The sequence below is a fragment of the Actinobaculum sp. 313 genome (assembly GCF_003073475.1).
Taxonomy (GTDB): Bacteria; Actinomycetota; Actinomycetes; order Actinomycetales; family Actinomycetaceae; genus Asp313.
On sequence record NZ_CP029033.1, the window covers coordinates 142,456 to 157,392 of the forward strand.

The following is a 14,937-nucleotide window of genomic DNA, read 5'->3' on the forward strand; positions in this document are numbered from 1 at the left end:
GAACGTGCCATTGCCTTGCGAGTTTGCCGATGGCATGAACGCCACGGCTGGTGATGTGGGAATACGCCTGTCACCTTGCGGGGTGGTGAAGGCCCTAGCCCGGTGTTAAGCATTGGGCCTGAGTTGCGCCTGAGCACTGGGAGCGTATGCAGTAGGGAGGCAATTGTGAGAATCACGCCCATGAAGATCGTGTGGGGAGTGCTCGCGGCAGTGGTTGCCGCGGTGGCTTTGGCGAGTGTGCGCCCGTCGATGATCCCGCAGGTGGCGGAGCTGAGTCTAACGTATCCGTGGGTGGCCGTTGTCGCCGTACGTAGCTGGATCGCGCTCGTACTGGTGGGCGCGGCGGTATTCTTCTTGATTATCGGCGTCATCCGCCGAGTAATGCTGGGACGTGGCCGGATCGCCTTCACCCTCGCGCTCGCACTGGTTGCCATTGCGGGCCTGCATGCTGCCACGCTTTTCAGCCGGGGAATTTCCAATGTAGAGAGCCTTGCGCCCGATCCGGGGATTACCAGTATTTCCAAGGGTGACGGGTCGATTACGGTCCTGGAGTACAACACGTTGGGAAGTTCGACCGGCGTTAGTGAGCTTGCGGACCTGATCGAGGAGAATGGGGTCGACGTCGTCGCTCTGCCCGAAACATCAACGCAGGCCGGTACGGAATTGGTGCAGGAGCTTGCAACGCGCGGTTTGGAGTTCCAGCGTTTTGACACGGACACCTCGGAGTACTCTTCCGACTACCAATCGACGGTGCTACTGGTGTCGGCCGAGCTCGGTGAGTATGCGGCGAGTACTCCGTTTGCAGATGCGTCTACCACGACGGCTCCCGCTGTGCTCGCGGTTCCGGTAGATGGTGAGGGGCCGTCGTTCATGGCTGTTCATCCGATTGCGCCTTCTGCCGAGAAAATCGAGACGTGGCGGGCGGAGATCGAATCGGTATATCGGCTGTGCGAAGAGGATTCGAATCTCATCATCGCCGGCGACTTCAATTCCACTGCGGATCACGAGGCGGCACTGCGCCTGCCCGTCAGGTGCACCGATGCGGGTGCCCAGGCGAAGGTAGCGGGGCTGGGGACATGGCCGAGTCGGCTGCCTGCATTGCTCTCCTCGCCGATTGATCGTGTGCTCACCAGCGGCGGTTATGAGGGCACGGAAGGTGCCGTTGTCAGCGTCGGTAGGTCTGATCACCGTGGGTTGCTGGTGCGATTGACCCCAGCTGGGTAAAGACGATGCCAATTGATAGGGACGGGTGGATAGTGCGCGATACACCGGCGTTGCGGCTGACGGGTTGCAAGAGTCACTGACGGCTACCGATCAACGGGCGGCGGGATCTCCGTCGGGTTGTCGGGTTAGTCTTCTTTGTAGTTGGTGATGTCTGGGATGGGGGTGTAGGTTCCGCCTGCTCGGACGCCTTGTTCCATTCGGGTGAGGCATTCGTCGAGGTAGGCTTGGAGTGCTTCGGGGGTGAGGTTGAGGGTGGTGGCGGTGTCCTCGTCGATGGCGTTGAGTGCGTTGACGGCGGTGTGGAGGGCGTCGAGTGCGTTGGTTAGGTCGCGTTCGGTGTCGCGCAGGGCGGTGTCGATGTCTGTTTTGGTCTCGCCATGGTTGGGTGAGTAGAACTGGAGGCGGGGCATGCTCCAGTCGTCTGCGGGTGCTTGTTCGTAAGAGGAGCGTAGGTCGTTGAATTCGTGGACGACGCCGTCGAGCCAGCTCATGGTGGCGGTGAGTTTCTCGGGGTCGAGTTCGAGGTCTGCCATTGCTGGTCTCGTTTCTTGCTGGTTGCTTGTGGGGTGTGGGGTGGTGTGTGGCCCCGGTGGTGGGGTGGGGCCACACGTGGGGGTGTTTAGCGGAAGCGGTTGGCTGCGCTTTGGTCGGTTTGGAGGTAGTTTTGGCCGGAGGCGGCTACGCGTTGTGAGGCGATGCGCAGGAGGTCGTTGAGTTCTTGGGCGAGTTTGTCCCATTGGGCTTGGGCTTCGGAGTAGGCGGCTTGGGCGTGGCCGTCCCAGCGTTCCCGGATACCGTTGAGTTTGGACTCGAGGTTGTTGAGGATGTCATCGATACGCGAGTACGAGCTGGACATGCCCGAAGAGCCGGACTGTAGTCCCTCAAAATTGACTTGAATCATGGGTTCGTTTTCTTCCCTTGGTCGACTCGTGCCGAGAATCTGTGCCGGGCTCTCTCCACGACGGTGGGAATGGAACCGGTGACAGGGGCACGGTGGTATGTGGTTTGGTTTCGTATAGTCCGACCCCGCCTCACACCAGGCCAGGCCGGATGGGGAGGGGTGGGGGTTAGCCGCCCAGGAGGCCTTGCATTTCTCCCCAGGAGGAGGACACGTCGGCTTCGGTGTCTTCAACTTGGGCGGCGGTGCCGGTCAGGTTGGCGGAGAACTCGTCGAGCACGGCGTAGAGTTTGCTCACTCGCGTGTTCCAGTTTTGTTGGAAGTTCATGAACGCGGCAGCACCCGAGCCTTTCCAGGCGCTGGCCCAGCCAGCGATTTCGTTTTCTAGGCGGGAGATTTCACCGGTGAGTTCTTCTTTAGCTGAGGCCACGAGTTGGGCGCCTTCCCGGATCGCACCATCATCGCGTAGCTGGTTGGTGTTGATAGACAACGGCCACACACTCCTTCACATAATCCATTGGTGTCGTGCTTTGCCAGTATGTTGTGTTGCTGTGACGTCCTGCTCGGGCCCGGAGGTGAGCGGGAGTTCTGTCACGTGTTCCTCACCCTAACCAGGCCCCGGCCCGGCCCGCTAGCCTGCCGGGCGGGTATCAATACCCATTGACAACACCAGCCACCCCATGCTAGCCACCCCACCCGGCACGACAGCCGGACGGTGGCCGGGATACCATCCGGATACTGGTCTCATGCCACGGAATCGTTGCTACCACGCCGGAAACCCGACACGCCCGTCCCCCTTGGCAGGCATGCCCACCCACCGGGCGTGTACCACGCCGACTAGCGGGCATGACCGTCGACGAGTTACCCACACCACACCCAAATATCCCACCAAGTAAGACGGTCGCGTATCGATCCACGAGACGATCGCCGGCGTGGCCTGCGAGACGCCCAGTTCGACGAGTTACGCGATGAACGGTCATTACCGTACTTGTCTCATCGGGCCGCCCACGCGGAGGCAGACCTGCTCGACCTGTCCAAGGGTAGACCGGACCGGGTAACTCCGCCCGCGCGTAGAGACAGAGCAAGGGGTCACCTACCGCCGCCACCAGTGACCCAGCGGCCCGCCCACGCACCGAAACGAGCACGTCGCGGTGCATCGGTCCGTCTCCTGCCCAAACTCGTCCGCCAACGCATCGAAACAGGCACAGCCCACAACACGCCAACCCCTCAACCGCCAACACCAACGAACGGCATGGTGGTCATGGGGCTCCGCTCTGCTCCGTGTTGTCGGTCGTTATCGTTCTTCGTTTGTGGCTGGCTGGTTGGGTCCTGCAGGGTGCGGGAGGCTATCGTTCCTCTTCACTAGTAGCGGGCACTTCTGATCATGGTGTGGCCGCGAGGTTACGGTGGGTCGGGTTGGGGTTATGGGGTGGTGGTTGGTGTTGACGTCGTCTCTGTTGGTGCGGGGAAGGGGACACTGGTCCATGGTGTCTCGTTGTTCGGGTCGCGCATGTCTTGCATTTCGATGGTGGTCAGTTCGAAGTCGCCTTCGACTTCGTAGAACAGCCAGCCTTCCCCAGACTCACCGGGGTAGAGCGATGGGACTTTCACGAGGTAGCCGTCTCCGCGATAGCTGACTCCAACATCGAGATAGCGCGGTTCGTGTCGTTTATGTCCGTTGGTGTAGCCGTCGAGGCGTTCTCCGAGTTCGGTGAAGGGGTCGGCTTGTTCGTTGCCGGTATTGGTGACGCGGAGTTTGATACCGAGGAACCGGTGACCCTCGATGACGATGTCGACGGGCGGGTCGTAGGTGGTCAAATACTCGGTCACATCAGGCTTGTACTCTACAACTTCCACACTCCAGTCCCCGATCTGCGTCGCCCCGGAGGTGGGCGAGACCGCGGTGGGCTCCGGGGTGGTCGGCGTGGGAGCGGGGCCGGTTGAACTGTCGCTAGTGGCTGTCGGTGTGGGCGCGGAGTGCTGTCTGCCGGTGATCATGACCCCGGCGACCACGACGGCGATGATGATCAGGCCACCGATGGTTGCCCAGGCCCCAACCAGGCAGACCCCGCCTGGCAGCATGTGAAGTCGCTGTGTTCGGTAGGCCATTCTTCGTACCCGGTGTGACGGTCGTGTGTGACTGGTGGCCTGTACTGGTGGGGTGTTGCCCGGCCGGTGATGGTGACGTGGTCAATGAAGTCTCCGCTCTGCTCCGTGTTGTCGGTCGTTGTCGTTCTTCGCTTGTGGCTGGTTGGTTGTTGGCGGCTGGTTGGCTTCGGAGGGTGTGAAAAGCTATCGTTCCTCTTCACTACAGCGTGCACTTCTGATCGTGCTGTTGCCGCGCGGTCATGGTGGGTCGGGTTGGGGTTATGGGGTGGCGGTTGGTGTTGGTGTGGTGTTGGTGGGTTGTGGGTAGGGGACTTCGGTCCAGGGTGTGGGGTTGTCGTAGTCGCGTTCGTCGCGCATGTCGATGCCGGTGAGTTTGAAGTCGCCCGCGACTTCGTAGAACAGCCAGCCTTCCCCGGACTCGCCGGTCTCTAGTCGCGGGACTTTGATGAGGTAGTCGTCGCCCCTGTAGTCGGCGGTGTCTGCTTGGTAGGGCTCGTAGAGCGGGTGTCCGTTGGTGGTGCCGCGCAGGCGTACGGCGACGGCGATATAGGGGTCGGCCTTGTCTCCGGTGTTGGTGACGCGGAGTTTGATCCCAAGGAACCGTTGACCCGCGACGGTGATCTCTACGGGTGGGTCGTAAGTGGTCAAATACTCGGTGACATCAGGCTTGTACTCGAGGACTTCAACGCTCCAGTCCCCGATCTGGGTCACCCCAGACGTCGGCGAGGGCGTCGGTTCCGGCGTGGCCGTGCTTGGCGTAGGTACTGGGCTTGTCGTGTGGTCACTGATCGCCGGTGTGGGTGCGGCGTGGTCCCTGCCGGCGATCATGATCCCGGCGATGACGACGGCGATGACGATCAGGCCACCAATGAGCGCCCAGGCCCAACCTGCCAGACCCCGCCGAGTGGTTGTCGCAGCGGTAGCGCCCCCGGTGGGGTCGGGCGCGTTACTGTGTAGGGCTGGTGGTGTGGGCATGGGGTCTCCGCTCTGCTCCGTGTTGTCGGTCGTTATCGTTCTTCGTTTGTGGCTGGCTGGTTGGGTCCTGCAGGGTGCGGGAGGCTATCGTTCCTCTTCACTAGTAGCGGGCACTTCTGATCGTGGTGCCGCCGTGAGGCCAGGTCGTGGTGTGGCAGTGAGGTCATGGTGGGTCGGGTTGGGGTTATGGGGTGGTGGTTGGTGTGGGTGTGGCGTTGGCGGGTTGCGGGTAGGGGACTTCGGTCCAGGGGTGGGGTTGTCGCGGTCGCGTTTGTCTTGCATTTCGATGGTGGTCAGTTCGAAGTCGCCGCGGACTTGGTAGAACAGCCAGCCTTCTCCGGACTCGCCCGGTTCCAGGTAGCGGACTTCGGCAAGGTAGTCGTCACCCCTGTAGTCGACGGTGTCAATGTAGTATGGTTCGACGACTTTACGTCCCTCGGTGTAACCATCGAGGCGTTGCCCGAGTTGAGTGTAGGCGTTGGCTCGTTCTCCGGTGTTGGTGACGCGGAGTTTGATGCCGAGGAACCGGTTGTCTTCGACTGTTAGTTCGACGGGTGGGTCGTAGGTGGTCAAGTACTCGGTGACATCTGGCTTGTACTCTACAACTTCCACGCTCCAGTCCCCGATCTGCGTCACCCTGGACGTCGGCGAGGCCGTCGGTTCCGGCATGGTCGGCGTAGATGCGGGGGCGGGGCTAGTCGTGCCGCTACTGGTCGCCGTTGTTGGTGTGGTGTGGTTGCGTCCGGCGATCATGATACCGGCGATCACGACGGCGATGACGATGAGGGTGCCGAGGAGTGTCCAGGCCCAGCCGGGCAGACCCTGCCGGGCAGCGTGTGAAGTCGCCGTGTTCGGTAGGTCATTCGTCGTACCCGATGTGTTGGTCGCGTGTGACTGGCGACCCTGACTAGTGGAGTGTGGGAGTTGTGGTCCGGTCGGTGGTGTGGTCATGAGGTCTCCGCTCTGCTTGAGTGCTGTGGGTTGTTGTGCTTCTTTGATTGTGTCAGATCACGATGTGGGCCGCATTCTCCACAGTGATTTGAGAGTCGTGAAAGCGGCGTGACGGGCCCGTGACCTGCACAAACATGGTGGTGTGCATGTTGAGGGCAAGAAATATGCTTCCGTATCCGCTGGACAAGACAACGATGAGCCGTTAGAGTCTGTTGCGTCACAGATGATTGTGGTCCGGGTGCGGGCGGCTCACCGAGTATTGGCTCCGACTGGGACACGAGGGGAGAGGGGACAGCAGATGGCGAGTCGGGAGCAGCGTGACACGTTGGCGGAGATCGCCACGTTCGACCCGAACGAGGCCCGACACCTCCAGCACATTTACGGGAAGGTGAGTGAGGGTTTTGAGCAGTTGCGGGGCACGATTGCTCGGCGGATGAATCCGGATGATTTAGGGATTCGTGGCGCGGCGGGCGAAGCGTTTCGCAGCTCAATGGAGGGTATCCGGAAACGGATGGGCCAGCATGCCGACGACATTCGGGCGATGAGTAAGTCGGCGGAGGTGATTGCGGATGTGACGGAGGTAGCTCGGCAGGCGCATGAAGAAATCAGTGCGGATACGACGTCGTCGGATGCGGCGTATGTGGCGCAGTCGGGTGCGCTTAATGGTGTTGCGACGGTGAATCCGGGTGTGGATGTGACGGGGCAGTTGGAGCATGTCCATCAGGCGTATGAGGCTCGTGATAGTGGGTATGAGGAGAAGGCTGCGCGGATGGTGGATTATGTGGGTGAGGAGGTGGATCGTGCGATTCGCATGCTCCCCAGGAGTGAGAAGGCGGCTCCACGCTCGTATGTGACCTACACGCCGCCGTCGTCTGGTGTGGATGTGTCGGTGACGGGCCTGCCGAGCGATGGTGGGGCGTCGTATGCGGCGGCGTTGGCGGAGGGCCGCCCGACCGACACGGACCCAGACGTGTCGGATGGTGGTGGGTCTGTTGTTCCGTCGGTGGGTGCGATTGCTGCTGGTGTGGGCGTGCCGGCTAGTGCGGCGTGGATGTTTTCCTGGTATGCGGGTGAGCGTGTCGAGGGCATGGTGGGTACTCCACAAGGCAGGATGATTCGGGCTGATTCGGCGGAGGCACGCTACCTGTATGGTCCGGGTGAAGGTAATCTGATGGACCGGGTCCGGGAAGCCGGACGCCTCTCGTTCCAGGACAACAACAACCCCACAGGCAGTGCTGCTGGTGCTGCCGGTGCGGCGGGTGCGGCTGCTGGTGCGGCTGGGCTGGCCCGTGGAGCGGGTGTGCGGTTGAGTAACGCCCAACAGATGGGTATGCGCCCCACCCGTATCCCCCTCTCCGGCCAACCCCAACAAGGAACCGGCACTGGAACCCGTGGAACCGGCGTTCGTGGTGGTCAAGCACAGCAAACTGGTGCCCGCGGCACCAGTGCACGGGGCGGCCAGGCCGCTGGTGGTCGTGGGGCTGCCGGCAACCGTGGCGCCGGGACGGGTGTTCGTGGCGGTCAGGCGCAGCAGGCTGGCGGTCGTGGGACCGGTGCCCGTGGGTCTGGTGTTCGTGGTGTGAATCAGCAGGCCACTGGCCGTGGCGCGGGTGGTGTCCGTGGTGGCCAGGTGCAGCAGGCTGGCGCCCGTGGTGCGGGCATGCGTGGTGCTGGTCGTGGTCGTAAGAGGGATGAGCGGGAGCGGACGTGGAGTCCTGAGGTGTGGTGTGCTTTGCGTGGTCGGGAGGTTCCGGATCCGCAGGAGGAGGAACGTCGTAAGGAGGAGGCGCTGAAGCGGTTGGATGCGGTGTGGTTGAGTCGTCATGGTGCGGAGAGTGTGCGTGAGCGTGAGCGGCGTGAGGCTGAGGAGGCTACCCGTCGTGAAATGTTCTCCCGCCCCCTCCTGTACTGGCGGCCGCCCCGCGAAGACGGACAACAACAATGACACCGGCATGTAGTAGTCACGGCTCCCGGTGCCCGCGGGCATGTGTGCCCGTCGGCCCGGTTAGGCTGTTGGTCGATCCGGCCGTGCCGGGACGGCCGCCATGAGTATGTGGGTCTATGTGGGTCTGCGGCATGTGGCGCGTTCGCCGGGATCTGGAAGCAGGTGGCGGTCGGACCACGTGCGGGAAGTCCAGGGATGTACTTCGGGCCGTCGAGTACGGTGTGTGCCGCCGCCGTGAGCGTGCTGGGTCGATTGTTGGGCCAGTCCCCTAGGCGGGTTGGTCCGATGTCTATTAGTGGCGAAATACTCGAGATAACTTTGGCGAGGGAGACATAACGATGAGTATCGAGTTTGATCGTGAGGCGGTGGGGGTTGCTGCGAACGAGAACTGGCATGATGCGGAAACGTTTGGTGCGATTTCTGCGTTGATTGAGGCCACGGATGTTGATGAGTGCGTGTCTGACACGCCTTCTGGTGTGGGTCCGAAGACGAAACAGATGCCTGGCAAGGTTGTGGCGTTTAAGCGGATGATGCGTGATGTGGTGGCTGAGTTTTCTGATGCGTGTGCGATTTTGGGGTCGGGCACGGATGGTGCGGTAGCGAATTTTGATGAGACGGAGTCTACGGAGTCGCAGTCGTATTTGGATCTTGAAGCGCGTATGAGTGGCGAGGAGAACGAGTGATGGCTGGGTTTACCTTTGAAGTGCCGCAGGATACGTCAGGGGCGTGCTATGTTGCGGCGAATCGGTTTGGGCGGGCTGGTAACGAGGTTAATGCGACGCAGGTCGGAGCAGCGTCGTCGTCTGGTGTTGCGGGCTGGGCCGGTGAGGCTGCCGATGCGTATATGGATCAGATTGAGGGATTGCATTCTAAGACGATGACCTTGTATGACGTGTTGCTTGATGCGGCGACGGCGTTGCGGTCGTATGGGGATGCGGTGTTGGAGGCGATTGCGGATGTTGGCCGGGTGCAGAGTGACTATGACGCGGCAAAGGAGACGTATGAGCGTGGGTTGGACGTGGTCGATGGGTTAGAAGCCGATCTGGCTGCGAATCCGCATGTGGGTTACACCCAGTCGTATGTGGATACGCGTCGTGAGCGGTGTGAGTCGGAGTGGGAGGCGGAACAGTCGAGGTTGCAGGATAGGTATCGGGGTGTGTTGGAGGTTTTGGATGAGGCGGCGTCTACGGCGATGACGGCGTTGGCTGCGGCGCAGGACAAGATTGTGGATCCGAAAAGGCTTTCTGGTTCGCGTGATGAGGTGGCGCTGAATGTGTTCGGTGATCTGCCCTATGTCTCGGGTGAGGCGGCCTGGGACCTTGCGCAAACCGATGCGCATAGGATGTCGAAGTACATCCTGGATGAGAAGGTGACGGCGGAGGAGGTTGCCGAGTTCAACGAGAAGTATGGCGATAAGCTCTCCGATCCCTTCGTCGCCAACGCGTTGATGCAGTACGTCACCCCGGAGGACCTGGTGAAGTATTCCCTGCAGGTGGAAGGGTTATCGCAGACCGTGCCGATTGACTCACAGTTGGTTGATGACACACTGGCTAACATTGGTGGGGCGATGGTGTTGGGTACTGGCGGGATGAATCTGCACGGTAGCAATGCCGAGCGGCAGGCGTGGTTGGAGGCCGTGCGGCCCGGGCTAAAGAACTCCTCCGGCCAAACGCTGGACCAACAGAATGACGCTTTCTTGCAGGCGATGAAGAAAACAGGGCGGACACAATACACACCACTCGGTCGTCTTGATCCCGGCTACACTCCGACAAATACATCACGGGATCCGGTTGATGGGTATTCACTGATAACCCAGATGATGGGTGAGGCGGGACGCCGGAACCCAGACCTTGCCCTCGGTTCCGCCTTCTTCCAGGAGACCAGTCGGGGCGTATCTGTCGCGGACGATATTGTGGCGTGGGACGCCGAGACTCTCGAAGACAGAATGGGTGGTAGAAATGCGTACGGCACCGGCTACGGCGGTTTCTCTACCTATCCCGAGCCAGTGGAACTGTTTGATTCCAGCACCGGCATGTATGACCCGATGCATGCCTTGTATACGTTGATGGACCGACCGGAGACTTTTGATGCCGATAGTGCGACTCCTGTACTCGCAGACTTGGAGGAGGGGCGGTTACGCGCGGTGCAGAGTTTCCTTGTCTCAGACACCCCTGAGGGTATGGATGTCAACCATGACGGAGTAGTGGATGCCGAGGACGAGCCAAAGAATATGACTCGCTATCGCACCGGTGATCGCCTGTACGGGGATTACTGCGGCTTCCCAGATGCTGGGGAGCAGTACGGCCAGGTTATTCGGCAGGCATCAATGCCGGAGGAAGCGCCGGAGTGGGGCAGGTCAGCGAGGAGGAATGGCAAGCGTGGCGAACTGTGGACAGGAATGTCACGGAGATCGCTGCGAATTTCATGTTTGGATACCAGGATGGCTTGGATGCTCACGCGGGTGATTATGTTGATGGTCAGAATAAGTACGGTTACAACAATGCGGCGCTGCGATCGTGGTCGGGTCTTATTCTAGCGCCTCATGTTGAAGGAATTGCCCTGTCATTCCATGGAGCTGGAGCATACAGCAGTGAGGGAATCTCGGCCTATGAGGACGGCTATGTCATTGCGCTTGACAGCGAGATGCGTGACAGCATATTCGGTGCCAACGGTATGATCCGTGACTTGGGTTTTGATTCCCCTGTGCGCAACAATAACGGTACCCCCGGCAATTTGACTGATGACTATTGGGAGGGTGGCCGTGCGCCGGCCATCGACAATCTGATCTTAGCTAGTCAGGCGCTGTTTGAAGAGCAGAGTAACGAGGCCTTCGCCGGTACTGGGAATGACGAACCGTCGACCGTTGTTGAACGCTGGACGCCGATGTTCGAAGCACTATTCACCGCTCCCGAGGATGCTACAGATCAACAGAAAGAAGCATTCAACCGGGTCAATGCGCGCTGGAGCGGGCTTATCGAGACTGGGATCAACCTTCTCCCCTACGGTCCCGTTATCAAAGGAGAATGGAACCAGTATTTTATCGAGCAGGGAGGTAAAAACGGTGTCGCGCCACTCTTACAGTCCTTTTTCCCGGAAGACAGTAAGGTTGTTGGCAATCAGACGGGGGCGCAAGTGAAGGTGGAACAGTATATGCAGGACACCTTGTACCAATCCATGACCACGTATGGTTCGTTTGATGGTGCTGCTATGTCGCCGGAAGAGTACTGTGAAAGGCTAAGTGAAGGTAGCGAAGACAAAAAAGGTGAAGATAGAGAAATATTTGTCGACGCCGACGGCGTCGTGATCCCTTTCAATGAGATGACTGATACTCAGCAGGAGACTTTTCGTGGCTATATAACCGCAATGTCGGACACGTCGGGAGGCTATGACGATGCGGTAGATTCAATCCGTTCATCGATGACAACCTCAGACGCCCACCATGACAATGCCTATGCAACAACTGGGGAAGAGCGGGACAGTTGATGTTCCGCAGATGCCATGCGACTCCAATAAGGTTGATCGCGGTGCTGGGCGCGGCGGTGTTCGCTATGTCATCGGCGGCGTGTGTTTCGGGTGGTCAGGACGCTGCGACGACGTCGTCTGTGCCGTCGTCGTTTGTGGCGACGGATGAGGTGGCGGATGTGATGGAGGCGGATGTGCCGGATGGGTGGGTGGAGTTTCCTCCTGATCCGCCGTTGGAGTATTTCGCGTCGTCTGATGGGTCGTATGGGTTGGATGCGCCGTCGATTCATGTGACAAGGTTTGCGCCTGCAGCTCTTCGGGCGAGTGGTAGGGACGGTTCCTTTGGTCTTGAGAGTCGTCTGATTGATGTGTTGCAGTCTTTGGTGGGTGAGCATGATGCTACGGATGTTGAGGTGTTGCCTGCGCGCTTTATTGATGGGAATCCAGCATGGGGCTATACGTACATTGAGACGGGGATGGAGACGGGGCGGCCAAAGCGGTGGGAGTGTTGGATGGTTGGTCGGCATGATGGATTGTGGAATATCAAGTTGAGATCGGCGCCTGGTCAGACGGAATTGCCGTCGGAGTTGGATGGGGTGTTGGACACGATCACGTGGAGGGAGCCGTAGATGAGCGGGCTGAGACCATGCCGTGTTCTGGAGGTGACAGTGGTTTGCGTGCTTGCGGTGTGCTTGGTGGCGTGTGGGGTGTATCGTCCGAAGGTTGCGGAGGTAACGCCGTCGGTGCCGTCGACGTTTGTGGCGGTGGAGGAAGAGGTGGCGGATATTGTGGAGATGGATGTGCCGGAGGGATGGGCGGCGGATAGTAGTAAAGGAAACGAGAGGTTGCCGGTCGTTCTTGTGTCACCTGACGGGGTGTATGACGGGGCGCATCAGGGGATTTCTATCCGTCTTTGGTTGCCAGCTGTCATATGGCCAGAATATGCGGTGGCTGAGGATACGTTTGATTTGGATGAGTTCCTTCGCCCCAGGATTCTTGGTGATATGAAGGATCATGAGTATACGGATTTAGCGTTGTTGCCCGCGCGGTTTGTTGATGGGAATCCGGCTCGCGGCTACACCTACGTTCAGACGGATGAGGCGACGGGGTCGGCGCAGCGTTGGGAGTATTGGGTTGTTGGTCGGCATGATGGGTTGTGGTCGATTGCCTTGTATTCGGAGCCTGGTCAGACGGAGTTGCCGCCGGAGTTAGATGGGGTTTTGGATACCGTCACGTGGAGCGAGCCGTAGATGCTCTGGCCGGGTGTGTCAGTGAAGCATGAGCGCGCGACGCCGCAGCAGGTGAAGGGATGGGAGTCGTGATGGGGGGTGTGTGTTCGCGTCGCGTGGCGGCGGTACTTTTGGCGGTGTGTGGGTTGGCCGTGTCACTGGTTGGGTGTGCGCCGAGTGTGCCCGGGGGCGGGCAGACTCCGACGGTTGTGAGTACTGCGACGTTTACACCGACGGAGCGAGACGCTGATGTGATGGATGCGGATGCGCCGCGGGGGTGGACGGTGATTCCGCAGGATCCGGATCCGGGGATGGATTATTTGGCGTCGGAGGATGGGAGCCGAGGGTTTACGGCGGCGTCGATCAGGGCAACGCGTGTTCCCGGAGACGTGATGTATGGAGTTGTCAAATTCGCCGATGAGCCAGGGACATACAGCTTGGATGTGATTGCAAAGGCGTGGCGGAGCCAGATCGAATACCATGGCGATCGGCGTGATGTCTCCGAGGTTCAGAGGCGTGTGATTGGTGGGAGTGAGGCTCGGGGGTATTCGTATGTGGAGACCGCTGGCAAGAATGGTGACATGTATTACGAGGTGTGGCTGGTGGGGCGGCATGATGGGTTGTGGCGGATCACGTTGACGTCGGCTCCGGGGCAGACCAGCATGCCGGACGGCCTCGCCGACGAGTTCCTGGACTCGATCACCTGGACTACACCGGCGGGTGCTACGTCGAGTGCGTCTGGTTGATGGGAAGGGGTGCTGTGGTGGGGAATGAGCCTGGTGTGCCCAGTGGCAAGACAGGATGGCGGCTTGTCGTGCTGGTAGCGGCGGGCATGCTTGCAGTGTCACTGACGGCGTGTGGTCCGGGCGGGCAGGATACTGCGACGACGCCGTCTGTGCCGGGGACGTTTGTGGCGACGGATGAGGTGGCGGATGTGATGGAGGTGGATGTGCCGGAGGGGTGGGTGGAGTTTCCTCCTGATCCGCCGTTGGAGTATTTCGCGTCGCCGGACGGTTTACATGGTTCGATGTCGGCAGCGATTGTCGTGACACGATATGGGCCGTCTGCTATTGGGGTGGGGACTAATGAGTCTTATAGTCTTGAGAGTCTTCTCATTGATACGTTGCAGAGTCGGATAGCGGAGCATGATGTTACCGATGTTGAGGTGTTGCCTGCGCGTTTTATTGATGGGAATCCGGCTCGTGGCTATCGGTACATTGCGACGGATGTAGAGGTAGGAGAGCCTGTACGGTACGAGTATTGGGAGGTTGGTCGGCATGATGGATTGTGGTCGATCACGCTGAAGTCGGCACCCGGGGAAACGGAGTTGCCACCGGAGTTAGATGGGGTGTTGGACACGATCACGTGGAGGGAGCCGTAGATGCTGTGGTCGGGTGTGTCAGTGAAGCATGAGCGCGCGGTGTTGTTGCGTGTGAAGGGGTGGGGGTTGTGATGGTTGGTGTGTGTTCGCGTCGCGTACTGGCAGTGCTTGTGGCGGTGTGTGGGTTGGCGGTGGCTCTGGTTGGGTGTGCGCCGGGTGTGCCTGGTGGTGGTCAGACTCCGACGGTTGTGAGTACGGCGGAGACTTTCGTGGTGGCTAGCGAGGTGGCCGATGTGATGGATGCGGATGCGCCGCAGGGGTGGGCGGTGATTCCGCAGGATCCGGATCCGGGGATGGATTATTTGGCGTCGGAGGATGGGAGCCGGGGGTTTACTGCGGCGTCGATTAGGGCAACGCGTATTCCGGCGGACGTGTTGTATTCGGCTGATTACGTGGTCCTTGGTGAGCGGGACGTCTATGACTTGGATAGGATTGCCGCTCGGACGCGGTACCGGGCGACTCGGCAAAGTAGTGTGAATCGGGAGGCGTCGCCGGTTCAGGAACGGATGATTGGTGGCAGTCCCGCCCGAGGCTTCTCGTATATCCACACCCGACAAGGCGTTGACATGTATTACGAGGTGTGGCTGGTGGGGCGGCATGATGGGTTGTGGCGGATCACGTTGACGTCGGCTCCGGGGCAGACCAGCCTACCGGAGGGCCTCGCCGACGAGTTCCTCAACTCGATCACCTGGACCACGCCCGCGACCATACCGGCAACCACACCGGCGGCATCCGCAAGCTCATCTGGATAAACACGCGAGCG

General features: G+C 60.2%; 16 protein-coding genes. 10 read left to right on the forward strand and 6 right to left on the reverse strand.

Translation table 11 applies throughout. From position 1 onward, the window contains the following. The first annotated feature begins 165 nt into the window (after positions 1-165). Positions 166-1,224: an endonuclease/exonuclease/phosphatase family protein gene (locus tag DDD63_RS00535; RefSeq protein ID WP_125482373.1), complete on the forward strand. Its 1,059-nt coding sequence runs from the start codon at positions 166-168 to the stop codon at positions 1,222-1,224. A gap of 125 nt (positions 1,225-1,349) precedes the next feature. On the opposite strand, the gene DDD63_RS00540 is transcribed toward DDD63_RS00535, so the two are convergent. The 6 genes from DDD63_RS00540 to DDD63_RS00565 form a co-directional block, all read right to left on the reverse strand. Continuing rightward, a complete protein-coding gene (locus DDD63_RS00540) occupies positions 1,350-1,757 on the reverse strand; it encodes a hypothetical protein (protein ID WP_108714734.1) in 408 nt (135 codons plus the stop codon). A gap of 86 nt (positions 1,758-1,843) precedes the next feature. Then, positions 1,844-2,125 (reverse strand): WXG100 family type VII secretion target, encoded by a 282-nt coding sequence (locus DDD63_RS00545; RefSeq protein ID WP_108714735.1) that lies wholly within the window; start codon positions 2,123-2,125, stop codon positions 1,844-1,846. Positions 2,126-2,291: 166 nt separating this feature from the next. Continuing rightward, entirely contained in the window at positions 2,292-2,612 is a 321-nt protein-coding gene (locus tag DDD63_RS00550; RefSeq protein ID WP_164505388.1) for a WXG100 family type VII secretion target, read from the reverse strand. 932 nt (positions 2,613-3,544) lie between these two features. Continuing rightward, the gene (locus DDD63_RS00555; protein ID WP_125482374.1) at positions 3,545-4,231 is read right to left on the reverse strand and encodes a hypothetical protein; all 687 of its coding nucleotides are present in this window, start codon (positions 4,229-4,231) and stop codon (positions 3,545-3,547) included. Positions 4,232-4,489: 258 nt separating this feature from the next. Continuing rightward, positions 4,490-5,206, reverse strand: a complete 717-nt coding sequence (locus tag DDD63_RS00560; protein ID WP_108714738.1) for a DUF4352 domain-containing protein — start codon at positions 5,204-5,206, stop codon at positions 4,490-4,492. Positions 5,207-5,290: 84 nt separating this feature from the next. Continuing rightward, positions 5,291-6,157, reverse strand: a complete 867-nt coding sequence (locus tag DDD63_RS00565) for a DUF4352 domain-containing protein (RefSeq protein ID WP_108714739.1) — start codon at positions 6,155-6,157, stop codon at positions 5,291-5,293. Between the two features lie 298 nt (positions 6,158-6,455). Between DDD63_RS00565 and DDD63_RS00570 the strand changes: the two genes are divergently transcribed. The 9 genes from DDD63_RS00570 to DDD63_RS00610 all read left to right on the forward strand — a co-directional run bounded on the left by DDD63_RS00570 (position 6,456) and on the right by DDD63_RS00610 (position 14,926). Beyond that, positions 6,456-8,102, forward strand: a complete 1,647-nt coding sequence (locus DDD63_RS00570; RefSeq protein WP_108714740.1) for a hypothetical protein — start codon at positions 6,456-6,458, stop codon at positions 8,100-8,102. A gap of 338 nt (positions 8,103-8,440) precedes the next feature. Then, entirely contained in the window at positions 8,441-8,785 is a 345-nt protein-coding gene (locus DDD63_RS00575) for a hypothetical protein (RefSeq protein ID WP_108714741.1), read from the forward strand. Next, entirely contained in the window at positions 8,785-10,638 is a 1,854-nt protein-coding gene (locus DDD63_RS00580) for a hypothetical protein (protein WP_108714742.1), read from the forward strand. Before DDD63_RS00575 ends, DDD63_RS00580 begins: the two co-directional genes overlap by 1 nt. Beyond that, entirely contained in the window at positions 10,548-11,585 is a 1,038-nt protein-coding gene (locus DDD63_RS00585; RefSeq protein ID WP_125482375.1) for a hypothetical protein, read from the forward strand. Before DDD63_RS00580 ends, DDD63_RS00585 begins: the two co-directional genes overlap by 91 nt. A gap of 65 nt (positions 11,586-11,650) precedes the next feature. Beyond that, positions 11,651-12,193 (forward strand): hypothetical protein, encoded by a 543-nt coding sequence (locus tag DDD63_RS00590; protein WP_125482376.1) that lies wholly within the window; start codon positions 11,651-11,653, stop codon positions 12,191-12,193. Then, positions 12,194-12,814 (forward strand): hypothetical protein, encoded by a 621-nt coding sequence (locus tag DDD63_RS00595; protein ID WP_108714745.1) that lies wholly within the window; start codon positions 12,194-12,196, stop codon positions 12,812-12,814. 188 nt (positions 12,815-13,002) lie between these two features. Beyond that, positions 13,003-13,539 (forward strand): hypothetical protein, encoded by a 537-nt coding sequence (locus DDD63_RS00600; protein WP_125482377.1) that lies wholly within the window; start codon positions 13,003-13,005, stop codon positions 13,537-13,539. Positions 13,540-13,574: 35 nt separating this feature from the next. Next, on the forward strand, positions 13,575-14,174 hold the full coding sequence (locus tag DDD63_RS00605; protein ID WP_108714747.1) for a hypothetical protein: 600 nt from the start codon (positions 13,575-13,577) through the stop codon (positions 14,172-14,174). Positions 14,175-14,242: 68 nt separating this feature from the next. Continuing rightward, complete coding sequence (locus DDD63_RS00610; protein WP_126146434.1) at positions 14,243-14,926, forward strand: hypothetical protein; 684 nt, start codon at positions 14,243-14,245, stop codon at positions 14,924-14,926. Positions 14,927-14,937 lie beyond the last annotated feature (11 nt).